Annotated in this window: 13 protein-coding genes and 1 pseudogene; 10 read left to right on the forward strand and 4 right to left on the reverse strand. The window is 74.7% G+C overall.

The window, feature by feature from the left end; genetic code table 11:
* Positions 1 to 64 precede the first annotated feature (64 nt).
* Entirely contained in the window at positions 65 to 850 is a 786-nt protein-coding gene (locus tag GOBS_RS25445) for a TVP38/TMEM64 family protein (RefSeq protein ID WP_166487365.1), read from the forward strand.
* A gap of 316 nt (positions 851 to 1,166) precedes the next feature.
* On the opposite strand, the gene GOBS_RS12295 is transcribed toward GOBS_RS25445, so the two are convergent.
* The gene (locus GOBS_RS12295) at positions 1,167 to 3,173 is read right to left on the reverse strand and encodes a tetratricopeptide repeat-containing protein (protein ID WP_012948618.1); all 2,007 of its coding nucleotides are present in this window, start codon (positions 3,171 to 3,173) and stop codon (positions 1,167 to 1,169) included.
* A gap of 180 nt (positions 3,174 to 3,353) precedes the next feature.
* Here GOBS_RS12295 and GOBS_RS12300 point away from each other — a divergent pair, with 180 nt between their 5' ends.
* Positions 3,354 to 4,235: a DUF4231 domain-containing protein gene (locus GOBS_RS12300; protein ID WP_166487366.1), complete on the forward strand. Its 882-nt coding sequence runs from the start codon at positions 3,354 to 3,356 to the stop codon at positions 4,233 to 4,235.
* A gap of 39 nt (positions 4,236 to 4,274) precedes the next feature.
* Complete coding sequence (locus GOBS_RS29690; RefSeq protein WP_012948620.1) at positions 4,275 to 4,523, forward strand: alcohol dehydrogenase catalytic domain-containing protein; 249 nt, start codon at positions 4,275 to 4,277, stop codon at positions 4,521 to 4,523.
* Positions 4,524 to 4,543: 20 nt separating this feature from the next.
* Here the strand turns inward: GOBS_RS29690 and GOBS_RS12310 are convergent, their stop codons facing one another.
* Positions 4,544 to 5,449, reverse strand: coding sequence for an SCO6745 family protein (locus GOBS_RS12310; protein WP_166487368.1), 906 nt, complete (start codon positions 5,447 to 5,449; stop codon positions 4,544 to 4,546).
* A gap of 71 nt (positions 5,450 to 5,520) precedes the next feature.
* Positions 5,521 to 5,841, reverse strand: a complete 321-nt coding sequence (locus tag GOBS_RS12315; RefSeq protein WP_012948622.1) for a putative quinol monooxygenase — start codon at positions 5,839 to 5,841, stop codon at positions 5,521 to 5,523.
* A gap of 141 nt (positions 5,842 to 5,982) precedes the next feature.
* Here GOBS_RS12315 and GOBS_RS12320 point away from each other — a divergent pair, with 141 nt between their 5' ends.
* The 6 genes from GOBS_RS12320 (at position 5,983) to GOBS_RS12350 (ending at position 13,607) form a co-directional block, all read left to right on the forward strand.
* Entirely contained in the window at positions 5,983 to 7,149 is a 1,167-nt protein-coding gene (locus tag GOBS_RS12320) for a DUF3500 domain-containing protein (protein WP_012948623.1), read from the forward strand.
* Positions 7,150 to 7,296: 147 nt separating this feature from the next.
* On the forward strand, positions 7,297 to 8,328 hold the full coding sequence (locus GOBS_RS12325; protein WP_012948624.1) for a 3-keto-5-aminohexanoate cleavage protein: 1,032 nt from the start codon (positions 7,297 to 7,299) through the stop codon (positions 8,326 to 8,328).
* 354 nt (positions 8,329 to 8,682) lie between these two features.
* Positions 8,683 to 9,387 (forward strand): RraA family protein, encoded by a 705-nt coding sequence (locus tag GOBS_RS12335; protein ID WP_012948626.1) that lies wholly within the window; start codon positions 8,683 to 8,685, stop codon positions 9,385 to 9,387.
* Between the two features lie 186 nt (positions 9,388 to 9,573).
* The gene (locus GOBS_RS12340; RefSeq protein ID WP_012948627.1) at positions 9,574 to 10,347 is read left to right on the forward strand and encodes an enoyl-CoA hydratase/isomerase family protein; all 774 of its coding nucleotides are present in this window, start codon (positions 9,574 to 9,576) and stop codon (positions 10,345 to 10,347) included.
* Between the two features lie 460 nt (positions 10,348 to 10,807).
* Positions 10,808 to 12,502: an alpha/beta hydrolase gene (locus GOBS_RS12345; RefSeq protein ID WP_012948628.1), complete on the forward strand. Its 1,695-nt coding sequence runs from the start codon at positions 10,808 to 10,810 to the stop codon at positions 12,500 to 12,502.
* A gap of 196 nt (positions 12,503 to 12,698) precedes the next feature.
* Positions 12,699 to 13,607, forward strand: coding sequence for an NAD-dependent epimerase/dehydratase family protein (locus GOBS_RS12350; protein ID WP_012948629.1), 909 nt, complete (start codon positions 12,699 to 12,701; stop codon positions 13,605 to 13,607).
* A gap of 216 nt (positions 13,608 to 13,823) precedes the next feature.
* Here GOBS_RS12350 and GOBS_RS29945 read toward each other — a convergent pair whose 3' ends face one another.
* On the reverse strand, positions 13,824 to 14,084 hold the full coding sequence (locus GOBS_RS29945; protein WP_041241462.1) for a GlgC family sugar phosphate nucleotidyltransferase: 261 nt from the start codon (positions 14,082 to 14,084) through the stop codon (positions 13,824 to 13,826).
* A gap of 232 nt (positions 14,085 to 14,316) precedes the next feature.
* Between GOBS_RS29945 and GOBS_RS29695 the strand changes: the two are divergent.
* Positions 14,317 to 14,526, forward strand: a pseudogene (locus tag GOBS_RS29695) (ROK family protein); the annotation flags it as partial.
* Positions 14,527 to 14,542: the final 16 nt, after the last annotated feature.

Raw genomic sequence — 14,542 nt, forward strand, 5'->3', positions numbered from 1 at the left:
CCCGTGCGTCACGGTTCCGTCATCCGTGCCTCGACGCCGCCCCGGCGGGTGCATCATGCCCGGCGTGAGGCTCCGCCTAGCTCGACCGCTCCGGCTCGCCCGGGTGCCCGGGACCGAGCGGGACCCGTCCGCGGTCACCGGCCCGGCCACGGGAGCCGACGCGATGGCGCGGCGTCCCAGGGGCGGCTACCTGCTGGTCACGGCCGTCCTGGTGGGGACCACGCTGCTGCTGTTCGGCCTCGCGGAGTGGGCGGCGTTCCCGGTCCTCACCGATCCCGTCGCCGGGATGCGCCGGGCAGGCGCGTGGGGGGCCCTGATCGGCGTGGGCCTGCTGACCGGCGACGTCCTGCTGCCCGTTCCGTCCAGCCTGGTGATGATCGCGCACGGCGCGCTCTTCGGCGTCCTCCCGGGAGCGGCGCTGTCGATGCTGGGAGGGGCGGGTGCCACGCTGGTGGGCTTCGTGCTGGGCCGGCAGGGCCGGGGTGTGGTGGCGCGGGTGACCACGTCGTCGCAACGCCGGCGCGCCGAGCGCCTGCTCACCCGGTGGGGCGTGCTCGCGGTGGTCATCTCCCGCCCCGTCCCCGTCCTCGCCGAGACCGTCGCCGTCCTCGCCGGCACCTCGACGATGCGCTGGTACGTGGTGACGGGCGCCGGCGTCCTGGGTTCCGTCGCGCCTGCCTCCCTGTACGCGGTCGCCGGGGCGAGCGGTGGCGGCGCCGTGGGGGCGCCGCTGCTGTTGGGGCTCGTCGCCGGGCTCGCCCTCGCGGTCGGGGCCGTGCTCGCCCTGACACGATCCCCGGTGTGGCGGCGTCCGGGCCGCTCCCGCGCACCGGAGGACGTGCGGTCCTGAAGGCGTCGGCTCCTCCTGGTGTTCTCCGATCGGTGCCCGGCGTCCCGTCCCGCCCTCGGCCGTCACCGCCTCTCGGCCGGCCCTGTCGTCGCGGCGACGCGCCGGTGTCCGTCCGCGGAGGGCTGGTCGGCGACGTGGTCGACGAGGAGCACGCGGGTCGGGGAGTCGGTCGCCTGCTGGGTCCGCAGACCGCAGTCCGCCGGGCTGTGCGGGCGCGGCAGCAACGAGTCCGGCACGGGCGCGATCTCGCGCCACGCGGAGCTCAGCGACCTCGCGGGCTGGTCGGGCCGCGCTGGACCGCGAGGAGTGGAACCGGCTACGTGGGAGGACCGGGGTACGTGGGCGCCTGCGCCGCCTGAGCGGCCCGCCGCTGGGGCAGGAGCGGCCGGAAGCGAGCCGCCAGGCGTTCGAGGAGCTCGGGCGGGTCGCCCAGGCGGCCGTAGAGGTCGAACTGGTCGAGGACTGCACGGACCTGGTCCGGAGTGGGCCGGAGCACGGTGGCCCGGAGGTAGGCGTCCTCCACCGCACCGAGGTCCGGGTTCCCGTGGAGCAGGTGCCGGGTCAGGGCGAGCTCCGCGGTGGTGACCCGGGGCCAGAACGGGTCGCCCACCGTCCCGGCGGCCCGCTCCGCGAAGAACTCGACGACCGGCGCCAGGCGCTGCGCCCGGGCCAGCAGGTCCGGGGGGCCGCCCAGGCGTTGGGCCAGGAGCCGGAGGGTCGCGACGGCGTTCGACCCCGTGTAGTAGTCCGACGGCTCCGCGGCGAAGCCCCTCTCGTACAGCTCGGCAGCCGCGCGGATGTGGACCGCGGCGAGGCTCCGGTCGCCGGTGGTCAGGGCACGCAGCCCTCGTCGCTTCTGCAGGCCTGCGGCGATCCCGCACGACTCGGGGTCGTCGCCGAGTCGCAGCGCCCGATCGAGGAGGTCCTGTGCCTCGGTCCACGCCGGCTCCGGGTCCCGGCCGCCGGCCAGGTCCGCCTCCCCACGTCGGCGCAGCGCCAGGGCCAGCTGCTGCACCCACAGCACGAACGACCCGTGGCCCGGCCCGGGGTGCAGCACGCGCAGCGCGTCGACCGCCTCCTCGTACCGGCCCAGCTCGCGCAACGCGGCGCCGACGCGCAGCAGCAGCTGGCGGCGCTGGTCCTCGTCGACCTCCGCCGTGCGGACGTCCCCGAGCAGCGCCTTCAGCCGTGCGACGTCGCGCCCCGTGACCGCTCCCGTCACCTGCTGGTGGAGCTCGAGGCTGCGGGACACGCCGGCCTCCGCGTCCCCGCGGACCCGGAGAAGCTGCCGCTGGACCTGGAAGAACTCGAACACCGGGCTGTCCCGGCGGCCGTGCTGCAGGCGCTCGGGGTCGAGCACGGCCCTCAGCGTCTGCACGGTCGCCCCCGCGGAGCTCTCGTCGATCACCCCGTCGGTCAGCCGGTAGGTGAAGTGCCGGATCGGTCGCACGTCGAACGGGGGCGGGTCGCCCGCGGGACCGAGGAGCACCGTGGTTCGGTCCGCGAGGCAGTGGCGCAGCCCCAGCTCGTAGAAGACGTTCGGGTTCCGGGTGACGGTGTCGACCACGACGACGTCGGCGTTGCCCAGGCGCTCGATCATCCCGACGTGGATGATCCCGGTGTCGACCTGCGCGTCGGCCCGCTCCCAGCGCAGGTCGGCGTCCTCGAGGGCGGGCACGACGAGGGTGCCGAAGACGCGGTCGCAGTCCACCGACCCCGACCCGTGCGGCTTCACCCCGAACGGCATGGCCACGAAGGCCGAGCGCTGCTCTCCCGGTCGCACGCCGGGGTCCAGGTCGATCCACGGGAGCCCCTGCTCCTGCGCCCGCTCCACGAAGTCGTCCGTGACACTCGGTGGGCCCTGCGGGTCCCGGTGGCGCAGCGCCACGGCCAGCGCCCCGCCCTCGCCGCGCAGTGCGCGGGCGTGGTCGAGGAGAGCCTGGTTGCCCTGGCGGAACCCCGCGGCGGTGCCGGGCAGGTCGTGCTCGACGAGGGCGCAGCCGGCTGCGCCACCGGTCACGGTGTCCAGGACCCGGTCGAAGGCCTCCGCCCAGTCGCCGCCCCGGTCGGCGACCGAGCGCTCGCGGAAGGTCTCCCGGGCGAAGGGCAGGACCACGTGCACGGCCAGGCCCAGGCGGAGCGCCTCCTGCAGCACCAGGAGGTCGGAGCCGGCGGCGGCTGCGCTCACCACGACGTCCGGCCGGAGGTGTGCCAGCAGCCGGCCGAGCCGGTACCGCACGTACGGCACCTGCCCGGCGGGGAAGCGGCCGGGGGACCCGTCGCCGTCCGCGTCGACGCGGTTTCCTGCGTGGACGAGGAGCACGTGCCGACCTCCGACCCGTCGACGAGCACGTCGCTGCCGGCACCCACCAGGTCAGCCGGCACGGCCGAGCGTGACGTGATGGCGGCGGGCTGTACAGGTCTCCCGTGAGCCCGTATCTGCCCCGGGCGGCTGTTCCTCAGGAGACTCGTGGACGAGATCCGGGCGATCCGCGGAGGAGCCGTGGGACACACCGCAGCCGTCCTCGACGCGTGGGACCGGCACCGCCGGTGGTCGGTCGCGGCCGACGTGGCCCGGCGCCGCATCGAACGCCGCAGGCTCCTCGTCCTCGTACTCCTCGTCGTCGGGGCGGTGGCCGGCGCCGCAGGCAGCCAGACCGGCTGGTCACGGCCCGTCACCGGTTCCGCGGCGGGGGTGGCGAGCCTGGCGCTGGCCGTGGCCGGGCTGGTGCAGCAGCGGTACCTGAACGCGACCGAGGTGGGGCGCTGGCCGACGGCCCGCGCCGCGTCCGAGACGCTCAAGGCCGAGGTCGTCCGCTATCTGGCGGGGGTCGCACCCTACGAGGACGAGCGGACGCGCGACGACGTCCTCAACGAGCAGGTGGACCGGGTGCAGGAGCGGGGGAGCAGGGCCCCGTCCGGCCTCGCCGACTTCCATCTGGCGCAGCCCGACGGGGAGGGGCTGCCGGACATCGACGGCTTCGAGGCGTACCGCGCCGGGCGGGCGCGGGGCCAGGCGGAGTGGCACCGGCGCAAGATCCGGGAGCACGCCGGCCGCGCGGCCCTGCTCCGCCACGCCGAGGTGGCCGCGTCACTGGTCGGCGCGGTCCTCGCTGCCGTGGCCGCCGGGACCGGGACCTCGGGTCTCGCCGGCTGGGTGGGGGTGGCCGCGACGGTCGCCGCGACGTTCGCCGCCCACCGGGCGGCCACGAACCACGAGCGCATCGCCAGCAGCTATGCCGTGACCGCCGACGTTCTCGACCGCTTCCTGGCCCGGCTCCCCGTGTCACCGGACCGGGCCACGCAGGCGCGGTTCGTCGCCGACGTCGAGGCGCGACTGGCCGCCCAGAACGACACCTGGCTGGAGCTCTTCCCGCGCACCTGACCGGGCGCTGCGATCACCGTCTCCGGATCGAACACCTCGATGCGAGCGGCCCGGCTCGAGGGCGTGGGTGAGCCGTTGGCGAGGCACGAGGTCCCGCTGCCCCGACCGGCCGCTGACGAGGTGCTGGTGCGGGGAGCCGCGACCGGGTTGCGCGGATCGGACGTGCACATCGCGGTGGAGGGCATCACCCCGACGCCCTGCGTCCCCACCACACTCGGCCACGAGATGGCGGGCACAGTCGTCGTCGTCGCCGCCGTCGGTCGCGCACGCGGCCGTTCTCGTACGTGACGCGCCGGGGGCCGCGCGGATCAGCCGCTGATCCGCTTGTAGACGTCGGGCGGGGCCGCGCCGCCGGTGATGATCGCCGCCGACCACTCGTCGAGCTGCCGGGTGAGCGTGGGCAGCTCGGGGCCGATCGCGTCCACGACCGGCGCGAGTGCGGCCTCGGTCTGCTGCTCGATGCCGTCGCGCAGCCGCCGCCCCCGCTCGGTGAGCGCCCCGTCGGCGACCAGCCCGCGCCGCACGAGGTCGGCGTCCGCCTCGGCCATGGCCTCCGCGGACCAACCGCGGGTGCCCGCGTACTCGGTGTGCGCCCAGCCGACCCAGTACTCGGTCATCAGGTTCATCTGCACGCCGGTGAGGTCCGCGGCGACGTTGGCGGCCAGGTGGACGTCCCCCCGGTACTCGCGCAGCATCACCGCCGCGTGCCACAGCCGGCCGACGGGGTCGGCCGGCCAGGGCAGCGACACGAGGCCGGCGAAGAGCGGGCGGCCCACCAGGTGCTGCGCGGCGACGTCGGTGCCGCGCCGCAGCGCAGCGACCGCATCCGTCACGTCGGCGTCCGGGAGCAGCGCGCGCAGCGACTCCACCGCCCCCTGTTCCCATGCGGCGAGCACGTCGTCGCGGGTGGCCCTGCTGCGGGCCTGCTCGTAGAGCCCGGTGATGAGCCCCGGCTCGAAGACGCCGAAGGCCGCGACGACCACCGGAGCGGCCGGCTCGCCCATCGGCGCGGCTCGCGCCCAGACGTAGCCGGTGAGGAAGTCCAGCCCCAGGGCGGACAGCCGCTCGTTGAGCTGCCGGCCCCAGATGCTGATGGTCGCGATCGGCTCCGCGGCGTCGCGCAGCCTGCGGGCAGGGGTGTCGGGGACCCCGGCAGCAGGGCGTGCGGCGTCGGGGGGAGCGAGGAAGACCTGCTGCGCCTGGGCGAAGTCCACGCCCGGATGGTGCCCCGTCGAGCCGGGCGCGACCATCCGTTCAGCGACGCGCTCGCCGCCCCGGCTGCCGGTCAGGCGATGCGGCGCACGCGGTTGACCGACAGCCCGCTGTCGTCGAGCAGTTCGGGGATCCGGGCGGCGAAGTCGCGCAGGTGTGGCGCGTCGAGGTGGGCGTCCAGGTCGGCGTCGGACTCCCAGTTCTCGTAGAAGAAGAACCGGTCGGGGTCCTCGATGCCCTGGTGCAGGTCGTAGTTGACGTAGCCCTTCTCCCTGCTGGTGGGCTCGACCAGCGCCTCCAGCGCCGCTCGCAGCTCGTCCCGCTTGCCGGGGGCCGCACGCATGTGGGCGATGACGGTGAGCAGGTCGCGCCGGTCGTCGGTGGGAGTGGGCACGGGACACCTCCGAGGTGGCCGGCAGCCGCCGGCGGGGCGAGAGGTGGACGACCTTAGGGCCGGGACGCCGACGCCGCAGGCCGGCACGGAGCGGCACCGCTCTCGCGGCCGGCCGATGGACTGCGGGGCTAGATTGCGGCCGTGACTGCTGCCGGGACCGGAACCGACGGCGTCCCCGCTCGCGACGTGGCCTCCCGGATGGCCGAGGCGGCGGGCGCCTGGTTGGACGGCCTGGACGCCGAGCAGCGCCGGATCGCCGTCGGAGCGGCGCCAGGGGACGACCCCTCGGACGCCGAGCGCCGGCGCTGGTTCTACACCCCCACCGACCACGGCGGCCTGACCTTCCACGCACAGCAGCCGGCCCAGCAGCGGGCGGCGATGCGGCTCGTCGCCACGGGGCTGTCCACGCCCGGCTACGTCACGGTGGCGACGATCATCGGCCTGGAGAACGTGCTCGACCAGGTCGAGGGCTTCGTCACCCGGTTCGACCGGGAGCGCGGCCGCGATCCCGGCCTGTACTACCTGCGCGTCTTCGGCGAGCCGGGCGGCAGCGGGGTGTGGGGGTGGCGGTTCGGCGGGCACCACGTCTCGCTGAACAACCTGGTCGTGGACGGCGCGCTCGTGTCGGCGACGCCGTGCTTCCTCGGCGCCGACCCCGCCACGTCGCCGTTGCTCGGCGGTGCGGTCAACCGGCCGCTGGCCCGTGTCGAGGACCTCGCGCGGGACCTGGTCCGCTCGCTGCCACCGGAGCTCGCGGCCCGTGCCGTGCTGCTGCCGAAGGCGCCGTCGGACCTGGTCACCGCCAACCGCACCGTCGTGACCCCGGGGGACCGGGTGGTCCCGCTCGCCGGCATCTGGCGGGACGAGCGGTTCCTGGACGCCGGCGAGCAGGCCAAGCTGCAGGCGCTCAGCGATGCGATCGACGAGGCCGCCGGCTACGAGGACGCCGACCACGCAGCCGTCGAGTACACCGCCGAGCCGCGGGGCGTGCCGGCGTCCGAGCTGGACGCCGAGCAGCGCGGGATGCTGCGGGCACTCCTGGGGACCTACCTCGAGCGCGTGCCGCCCGAGGTGTCCCCGGTGCGCCGCTACGACGACGAGGCCGCGCTCGACGCCGTCCACGTCGCCTGGGCCGGTCCGACGACCCCCGGGGCGCCGCACTACTACCGCGTGCAGGGACCGCGCCTGCTGGTCGAGTGGGACAACACGCAGCGCGGCGCCAACCACGCGCACTCCGTGTGGCGCGATCCCGGCTCGGACTTCGGCCTCGACGTGCTCGCCCGGCACCGCGCGGCGCACCACGGCTGACCCGACCTGCTTGTGGCGGGCCCCGGCTCGGCGGTGCGCTCAAGCGGCCGCGGCGGGGTCCCGGCGAGGTTCCCGGCGACCGTGCGGGCCTCGGCCGGCCCGCCGACACTGATGGCCCGACGGCTTGCCGGACACGGTGGAGGTGCCATGGCCGAGGGGGTGTGGCTGGAGGCGGCGCTGAACGGTCCGTGGACCCGGCAGCGGCAGCCGGGGATCCCGGTGACCCGGGCGGAGATCGTCGAGCAGGCGGTCGCCTGCGCGGACGCCGGGGCGGCGATCGTCCACCTGCACGCCTACGACGAGGGTTCCGGCCGTCCGAGCGAGGCGTACGACCTGTACGCACCGGCCTTCGAGGCGATCCGCAGCCGCCGCGACGTCATCTGCTACCCCACCGTGCCGATGGGCGCGCGCCCCTCGCAGGGACCGGCCGAGGCCCGGGCGCGCTACGGGGTGGTGGAGCGGCTGGGCCGGGCCGGCTTGATCGAGTGGAGCGTCGTGGACCCCGGATCGGTCACCCTGGCGACCTCCGCCGAGCTGCGCGACGGCGAGGACGGCTTCCTCTACGCCAACTCGGCCTCGGACGTGCGGACCGGGCTGGAGTTGTGCGGCCAGCACGGCCTGGTGCCGAGCTACGCCATCTACGAGCCGGGCTTCCTGCGCACCGGCGCAGCTCTGCGTGCCGCCGTCCCCGGCTCGCCGAGCCCGGTCTACCGGTTCATGTTCTCGACGGCGTTCACCTTCGGCCTGCCACCCACCGAGTGGGCGCTGGACAGCTACCTGCGCCTGCTCGACGCCTGTGATCCCGGGGCACCCTGGATGGTCGCCGGTCTCGGCGTCGAGCTCGACGGGCTCTGGGACGTCGCCATGGCGCGCGCGGCCACCTGCGGGTCGGGCTCGAGGATGCACCCCCCGGCTGCACCAGGACGAACGCGGAGATGGTCGCCGAGGCCTCCCGCGCCGTCCAGCAGGCGGGCCGGCAGCTCGCCACCGCCTCGGAGGTCCGCCGGGCCACGGTCGGCAGCGATCCGCTGCCGTCGGCGCCGACCCGGCGGTGAGCCAGGCGGTCCGCACGGCGTCCCGAGGCCGGAAGCCTCTCAGCGGCTGGGGTCGGCCGTTTCGCCGGCGACATCCGCCTCCCCGGACTGGTGCGTCTGGTGGACCCCGGGCCGGGAGTGGTAGTCCTGCGCAACGGCGGCAGCGGGGGCGCGTCCCGGCCGTGCCTCCGACCCGGTGTCCTCCGGCGTCGAGGTCGGGGACGTTCGCTCGACTGCCGGCCGGCAGCCGTGAGTGCGGCCACGTCCGGAGCAGCACGGGGCCTGACGAGAGGGGTGCACCGACGATGACGACCATCGCCACGGGGCCGACCGACCCGGGGAGTCCGGCGACCCGGGAGACCACCGACGCATCCGTGGTGGAGCGGCGACAGCAGCGCAGAGCGTTGTGCGACGCCGGTCCCGGTCGCATCGAGGTCCTCGGTGCTCCCGTCCTCCGGTCGCCCCTCGACCGCGACACCGCGCAGCCGGAGGTCCTGGCATGAGCAGGTGGCACGCGCAGCAGTGGACGGTGGTCGAGGCGATCCAGCGACCGCCGGCTGCGGCGGTCACGGCCCTGGCGGGGTTCGCCACCACCCAGATCGCCGACTGCGGTGGGCCGGTGGGAGTGGTCGGGCCAGGGCTCGGCCGGATCGCCGGGGGAGTGGAGTTCTGCGGCCCCGCGGTCACGGTCTGGACCAAGCCGGGAGACATCCTCTTCATCCTCAAGATGCCCGACGTGACCCAGCCGGGGGACGTGGTCGCCGTCGACGGTGGTGGCAGGGCGGACGCCGCCGTCCTCGGCGACATCGTCGCGGGAGCCCTCGCCAGGAGAGGCGTCGTGGGCGTCGTCGTCGACGGGGCGGTGCGTGACGTCGAGGGGATCGACGAGGTCGGCCTACCGACGTTCGCCCGCGGCACCCATCCCGCGACGGGGTCCAACGAGGGGCCGGGGGCCATCAACGTCCCGGTGCAGGTCGGTGGGGTCGTGGTGCATCCCGGTGACGTGGTCCGCGGGGACGCCAGCGGCGTCGTCGTCGTCCCGCTGGAACACCTCGACACCGTGATCGCCATGACCCGCACGGTCGAGCAGCGGGAGGTCGCATGGCGGCAGGCCGTGGCGGACGGCGTCAGCATCGCGGCGGCGACCGGGGCGGACGCCGTCATCGACGAGCGTGGCAGCGCCGCCGCGACCCCACTCCCGTGAGGGCTGGCCGGTGCGGTGCGCGGCGCGTCCCACTCGGCCCACGGTGCCCGCCGTCCCCACCCAGCGCCTGGCCGCGATCCGGGCCGCCCGTTCCCGCCGTACCCTGCCGTCCCCGTGGTCGCGAGCCGTGTGCGCCGCCATGGTGAGCCCGGCCCCAGGGTCGGGCGAGGGAGCGAGGGGGGGCGGGTGGCCGACTTCCTGCGGGTGACGGTGCACGACCGGGTGGGGTGGATCGAGTACGACCGCCCGCCGGTCAACGCCTTCCACTGGGAGATGCTCCGGGAGGTCCCGGAGGCGTTGGGGGAGCAACTCGCGGACCCCGCCGTCCGGGTGGTGGTGTTCGGCAGTGCTCTGGAGGCCCACTTCAGCGTGGGTGCGGACCTGCGGGTCTTCGCCGACATGGACGACGAGGGCATGCGTGGCTGGGTCGACGTGTGTCACGACCTGGTGCGGAGGATGCGCGCGTCGCCGAAGCCGCTGCTGGCGGCCGTCCACGGCACCGCGGTCGGCGGCGGCCTGGAGATCGTGCTGCACTGCGATGTCCGCTTCGCCGCGAGCACCGCCCGGCTCGGGCAGCCCGAGATCGACATCGGGTTCATCCCGCCGGTCGGCGCGACGCAGGCGCTGGCGCGTCTGCTGGGCCGGCCACGGGCGCTGCGCTTCCTCTACGACGGCGGGCTGCTGAGCGCCGAGGAGGCCCACGGGGTCGGCCTCGTCGACGTCGTGGTGACTCCCGAGCGAGTCCGCGAGGAGGTGCAGGGCTACGCCGAGGGGCTGGCCCGCAAGCCGGCGCGGGCGCTGGCGGCGATCCGGCGCTGCATCACCGAGGGCGTGGACCTGCCCTTCGACGAGGGCCTGGCCATCGAGCGGGAGGAGGCGGTGGCGCTCGGCGCGACAGCGGACTTCCGTGAGGGACTGGGCGCCTTCCTCGGCAAGCGACCACCGGTCTGGTCGGACTGACCCGGAGCCCCGTCCGTCCTGTGAGCGCTGGACGGACCGACGTGGGGCCCGTTCCACCTTCGACCGGCCCGCTCGTCGGACGAGGCCGGCCTTTGGCGGTGAGACGACGAAGCCCCTCGGTCGATGACCGAGGGGCTTCGTCGAGGGGTGTCCGAGGGGCGACTCGCTGCACACGCACGCGACTCCCGCCGGCCACTGGAGCCGAGAACAGTTGCTGACAGGCCGAAGGACCCCGCCTGGAGGAGCGTTCGTCGACGACAGGGCTGCCCGTGCGACCACGCAGCGATGGACCCGATGAGGCCATGTGTCCCATGGTGTTCCTCGACCACGACGAGTAGCTTCTGGCAGCACTGTCGACGCAGGGCAATCGATCACTCACTGGCCGGATCGTGCGCCGGCATCAGCACGGAGATCAGCTGGATCGACGAGTCGCTCGTACTCGAAGCCCATGGGGGTCAGCATGCTCCGCACCGATCCGCCGCACGGCCGCGTCCGTGCTGCACTCGCGACCATCGTTCTCGCAGCACTGGGCGTGGCCCTGGTCGCGCCGTCCGCCCACGCCACGCCCTCGACGAGCCTCTCCGTCGTCGCCGCGCCTGAGGTGACGTGGTCGGCATGCCGGGACGGCTTCGAGTGTGCCGCGGTGCCGGCCCCGCTCGACCACGGCGACCCGCAGGGTGTGCAGATCCGCATCTCGGTGATCCGGCTGCCCGCAGGAGAGCCCAGCCGGCGCATCGGCTCCCTGCTGGTCAACCCGGGTGGTCCCGGCGGATCCGGGGTCGACATGGTCCGCGCGGTCGCCAAGATCCTGCCGCTGGAGTTGCGGGCCAGCTTCGACATCGTCGGGTTCGACCCCCGCGGGACCAACCGCAGCACGCCGCTGCGGTGCTTCGACACCCTGGACCAGGCGATCGCGACCCTGCCGCCGTTCGCGTATCCGGACCTCCCGGACGAGGAGGAGGTCCAGCGGGTGTCCGACGACGCACTCGCCAGCGCATGCGCCCAGTACGGCGGCGCCATCCTCGACCACATGTCCACCGCGGACACGGCCCGTGACATGGACCTGCTCCGTGCGGCACTCGGCGACGAGGAGCTGACCTACCTCGGCTTCTCGTACGGCTCGGTGCTCGGGCAGACCTACGCCAACCTGTTCCCCTCGCGGGTCCGCGCCCTCGTCATCGACGGTGTCGTCGACCCGGTCGCCTGGACCACCGGTCACGGCGAGGAGGCCGTGAGCACTCCGGTCGGCACCCGCATCGGCAGCGCCGATGGGTCCGAGCGCACCCTCGACGAGTTCTTCCGGCTGTGTGATGCGGCCGGTCCGGACTGCGCCCTGTCCGGGAACGCGAGCGGCCGGTATGCGGAGCTGGCTGAGCGGCTGCGCGCACACCCGGCCGCCAGCACCGATCCGGTCACCGGCGGGGCGTTCAGCGTGACCTACAACGACCTGATCGCCGTGACGGTGGGCGCGCTGCACGCCCCGTTCACCTGGCCGGACTTCGCCTCCTTCATCGTCGACCTGGAGCAGCAGCTCTCCCCGGCTGCGCTGGGGCAGCGCCTGGCCGTGGTCCGTACCGGGCTCGGGCTGGAAGCCGCGGCGCAGGAGCCGTCCCCGAATGTCGTCGAGGCCTTCCCCGGCGTCACCTGTTCCGACAGCACCAATCCCCGGTCCTTCGCGACCTGGCAGTCGGCCGCCGACAGCGCCGAGGCCCGGTACGGCCGTTTCGGCCGGTTCTGGAACTGGACCGGGAGCGTCTGCCGGTCGTGGCCGAGCAGCGCGGGGCAGGACCGTCACCTGGGTCCGTGGACGGCGCCCACGTCAGCGCCGGTGCTGGTCGTCGGTAACCACTTCGACCCGGCCACCCCTCACCAGGGCGCTGTGGCGGCGTCGCAGCTGCTGCCCGGTTCGCGGCTGCTGTCCTACGCCGGGTGGGGGCACACCGCCTTCTTCAGCGCCGGCAACTTCTGCGTGGACAGCCACGTCACCCGATACCTGGTGACCGGCGACGTGCCCGCGGCCGGCACGGTGTGCGAGCCGGAGGGCTCACCCTTCGGACCGACATCGGCGGCAACCCCGGAGGACACCGGGGCCCGGACCGCCGTGACGGCAGCCGCCGTCCCGGAGGCGGTACGCCGTGCGTTGCACGCCCGGTGACGTCACGGCGCGATCTCGCGAGCACGCGTTCGAAGGGGGTCGGTGACAGGCTCGGCACACGCCTCGGGCCCTAGAAGCGCCGCCTGCTGGAGGCCGACCGTCGGGCCCGGTGCGTCCCGGGCGGTCACGGACGCCCGGAGGCTGCGACGCGCCGCGCAGCGGGCACCGTCGTGTGGTCGCTGGCAGTGTGGACGGCATGGTCACCTCCTCTCCCGTCGTCGTGGTGACCGGTGCGAACGGATTGGTGGGCGCCGCGGTGTGCCGGGCGCTCGTCGAGCGGTCGGCGCAGGTGCGCGCCGTCGTCCGCCGCACCGGCAGCGCGCCCGCACTCGACGGAGTCACCGAGCACGTCGGCGACTTCGCCGACGAGGGCCTCGCCCGCGCGGTGACCCAGGGTGCCGACGCGGTCGTCACGACGGTCCACCCGATGGGCTCCTCCCGAGAGGTGCAGCACCGGGTGGGCGTCGAGGGCACGCCGGTCCTCGCTCGGGCGGCTCGGGACGCCGGCGTCGCCCGGCTCGTGCACGTGTCCACGGCCGGGGTGTACGACCGCTCCGCCGGCGTCGGCGACGTGGCCGAGGACGGTGCCCTCCTGCCCGAGGGGAGCGGCGACTACCCCGACACCAAGAACGCCACCGACGCCGCGCTCGCGCAGGTCGGCGGGCTCACGACCGTGCTCGTCCGCCCGCCGGCGATCATGGGTGCCGGCGACACGTCGGTCTGGAACACGCTGCGACCGCGGGAGATCCGCGACGGCGAGGGCCGAGCGAACCCGGCGAAGAGCTGGTCCTGGGTGCACGTCGACGACCTGGCGGCCCTGATCGCGGACGTCGCCACGGGCGCCGTCGCGACCGCCGACGACCCGGAGCGAGGCCCCGTGGCCGGCGGCACGACCCCGGTCATCGTCGCGGGCGAGCCTGCGACGTGGCAGGACTACTTGGGCACGGTGACCGACGCGTTGGGCGTCGCGCCCGAGTGGACCGACGAGCCGGTCTGGACCGGGCAGCTGCTCACCGACCGCGCGCGGGGGTGGGGCTGGGCGCCCCACGTGAGCCTCGCGCAGGCCATGGACGAGCTGCGGCAGGGCCTGACGACGCGCTCGTGACCGCAGCTGGTCGCCCGGCCAGGATCGGCGTTTCCCAGGTCGTGCGATCTGCTATCAACTGCGCATCGCGCCCGAGGTCTCGTCGACTGCTCGACGGCACCGTCGTCTCGGGCGGGTCAGGGCACCGTCGGCGTCGACCGCCAGGACGCAGGCTGTCATGGACACGTTGACTGACGGGTCAGCAGTGCCACCTCGGCCGGTCGCCGGCGGCTGCACTCACTCCGTGATCTCCCGTCCCTTGCCGACCACGGTGATGCCCGCCTCGGAGACGACGAGGCCGCGGGCACGGTCGTCCTCCTTGTCGACGCCGATCTCGACGCCCTCGCCGATACGGACGTTCTTGTCGACGATCGCATCGCGGACCACGGCCCGGCGGCCGACGTGCGTGCCGTCCAGGGCCGCGACGACCTGTCGTCCCGTGGTGTACGGACGTGGGGCTCCGAGCCCCGAGCGGGGCCCTGCTGTGAGCCGGGTCACATCATGCTCGCAGTGGTCCGCTGATCAGAACCGGAGTCGGGACGTCCCTGGGAGGCGCCGGAGCCGGCGTTCCCGGGCGCTCCGGTCCGACCACCGGACGGCGGACCGGCAGCCCGAGGACACGACCGCACCGACCTCCTGCCGGACCGGCTTCCGGTGGCAGCGGGTGCGGTGAGGGAGCAGAGTCCACAGTGCTCTGGACCACGACCGCACCCACGACCGGGGGGCGACCATGGCGCTCGCCATCGGCGTCGACATCGGCGGCACCAAGGTCGCCGCCGGTCTGGTCGACGAGCAGGGCGGCATCGTCGCCGGCGCCCGGCGCGGCACACCGTCACACGACCCGGCCAGGATCGAGGAGATCATCACCGACGTCGTCCGGGAGCTGCAGGCCTCCCGCGAGGTCGAGGCCGTCGGCATCGGGGCGGCCGGGTTCGTCGACGCCGGCCGGTCCACCG

Origin of the sequence: Geodermatophilus obscurus DSM 43160, assembly GCF_000025345.1 — a bacterium.
Taxonomy (GTDB): domain Bacteria; phylum Actinomycetota; class Actinomycetes; order Mycobacteriales; family Geodermatophilaceae; genus Geodermatophilus; species Geodermatophilus obscurus.